The sequence below is a fragment of the Arthrobacter sp. JCM 19049 genome (genome assembly GCF_001310435.1).
This window is the reverse complement of sequence record NZ_BAXF01000414.1, coordinates 1-1,946: the sequence shown is the minus strand read 5'-3', so window position 1 is coordinate 1,946 and position 1,946 is coordinate 1. Positions and strand designations below refer to the sequence as shown.

The window sequence follows — 1,946 nt, the reverse complement described above, 5'->3', positions numbered from 1 at the left end:
GTTCGGACGGTGTGCGTGCGGTTCCCGGGCCGGGGCGGCACCGGGCCAAGCGTGGTCTAGTGCTGGCTGCGCCAGTCCTCGGGCAGCAGGTGGTCCAGGACGTCATCCACGGTGATCGCCCCCACCAGGCGGCCATCGGAGTTGACCACGCCCAATGAGGTGAGGTTGTAGGTGGCCAGGTGGCGCACGACCTCCGAGACGCTGGCGTTGTCCGGGATGGGTTCCAGCTCCTTGTCCAGGATGTCACCCAGCGGCTCCGGGGGAGCGGCACGCAGCAGCGCCTGGATGTGCACGGCTCCCAGGTACTTGCCGGTGGGGGTCTCCAAGGGCGGGCGCACCACGTAGACGGCCGAGGCCAGGGCGGGGGAGAGCTCCTCGCGGCGCACGGCGGCCAGCGCCTCGGCCACCGTGGATTCGGGGGTGAGGATCACCGGCACCGGGGTCATCACCGAGCCGGCGGTGCCTTCGGGGTAGGCCAGCAGGCGGCGCACGTCATCGGCCTCCTCCTTGCTCATCATGTCCAGCAGCTGGACCTTGGTGTCCTCGTTCAGTTCACCAAGCAGGTCCGCGGCGTCATCCGGGTCCATCTCCTCCAGCACGTCCGCGGCACGCTCCAGGCCCAGGGCGGAGAGGATCTGGACCTGTTCGCGGTCCGGCATTTCCTGCAGCACATCGGCCAGCCGGTCATCCTGCAGGTGGGCGGCGATCTCCAGGCGGCGCTTGGCGTTCATCTCATGCAGCGCGTCGGCGAAGTCCGCCGGCTTCATCTCATCGTGGGCCGCGACGAACGTGTCCGCGGATTGTGGCTCGTGGGCGCCGACCGGGATCACCTGCTCCCAGGAGACCAGCACCCGGTGGCGCCGGTTGCGGCGCAGGCCCAGCAGGCTGGAGCCCGGTTCGGCGCGCTGCACGAAGTACTCGTTGACCTCCCAGTCGCCCATCCGGGTCTGGATCAGGCCCACGTCTTCGACCACGCCGTGCCCGGTGCCGTCCCGGAAGGCGATCTTGCGGTCAAAGATTTCCGCGGCGATGAGGGTTTCGGCCCCGCGCTGCTGGAAGCGGCGCATGTTCACCAGCCGGAACAGATGATCTGGTTCGCCTCCATGGACTGGATGCGGGTCATCGGCACGAAGACCCGGCGCTTGCCCGGGACCTCGACGACCACGCCCACACAGGATTCTGACTTCTTGGGCCCGCGGGAGACCACGACCACATCGCGCAGCCGGCCCAGCCGGTCGCCGAGGGGGTCAAAGACGTCCAGCCCCAGCAGGCGGGCAACGAAGATCTTGGAAACAGTGGAGCTCACCACCCCAGCGTATCGCGGTCAGCTGGTGCAACGGGGGCAATTGTGATGCGATTGCCCGGCGTGAAGCTTTCACCCTCAGCGATAGCTGGGCACCATATGGGGTTTGCACAGCAAATGCATGCACAATATAGGTATGACCCAGCCGCTTGGAGCCAATATGCAAAGTGCCGGGGGTTTGCCGCGGGGCGAACTGCTAGGCCGCTACACCTCATACCTTGATGCCCAGAAACTGGTGGACTATCTGGCCGACAATGACTTCCCGGTCTCCTCGGTCACCATTGTGGGCAATGACCTGCGCACCGTGGAACGGGTCACCGCCAAGCTCTCCTACCCGAAGGTGGCGTTGGCCGGTGCCGCGCAGGGCGCGATGATGGGCTTCTTCGTGGGCCTGCTGTTGTCCCTGTTCAGTCCGGACGGCGGCTCTACCAGATCCTTTCGGCGATCGGGCTGGGCATGGCGATCTGGATGATCGCCGGGGTGGTCAGCTATTCGATGCGCCGCGGCAAGCGCGACTTCGCCTCCTCCAGCCAGTTTGTGGCCACCAGCTATGACGTGGTGGTGGACTTCGCCAACGCGCAGAAGGCCCGCGCCCTGGCCTCGAAGCTGCCAATGCACCCGGGCCACGCCCCGGTGGCACAGG

The 1,946-nt window shown here is 66.9% G+C and carries 1 protein-coding gene and 2 pseudogenes; 2 read left to right on the top strand and 1 reads right to left on the bottom strand.

All coding sequences use genetic code 11. From position 1 onward, the window contains the following. Positions 1 to 56: 56 nt before the first annotated feature. Positions 57 to 1,306: pseudogene (locus JCM19049_RS12845) on the bottom strand (magnesium transporter MgtE N-terminal domain-containing protein). 118 nt (positions 1,307 to 1,424) lie between these two features. On the opposite strand from JCM19049_RS12845, the gene JCM19049_RS12840 reads away from it, so the two are divergent. After that, positions 1,425 to 1,775 (top strand): general stress protein, encoded by a 351-nt coding sequence (locus JCM19049_RS12840; protein ID WP_374700313.1) that lies wholly within the window; start codon positions 1,425 to 1,427, stop codon positions 1,773 to 1,775. Then, a pseudogene (locus tag JCM19049_RS12835) lies at positions 1,760 to 1,946 on the top strand (ECF transporter S component); the annotation flags it as partial. The gene JCM19049_RS12840 and the pseudogene JCM19049_RS12835, both read left to right, overlap by 16 nt.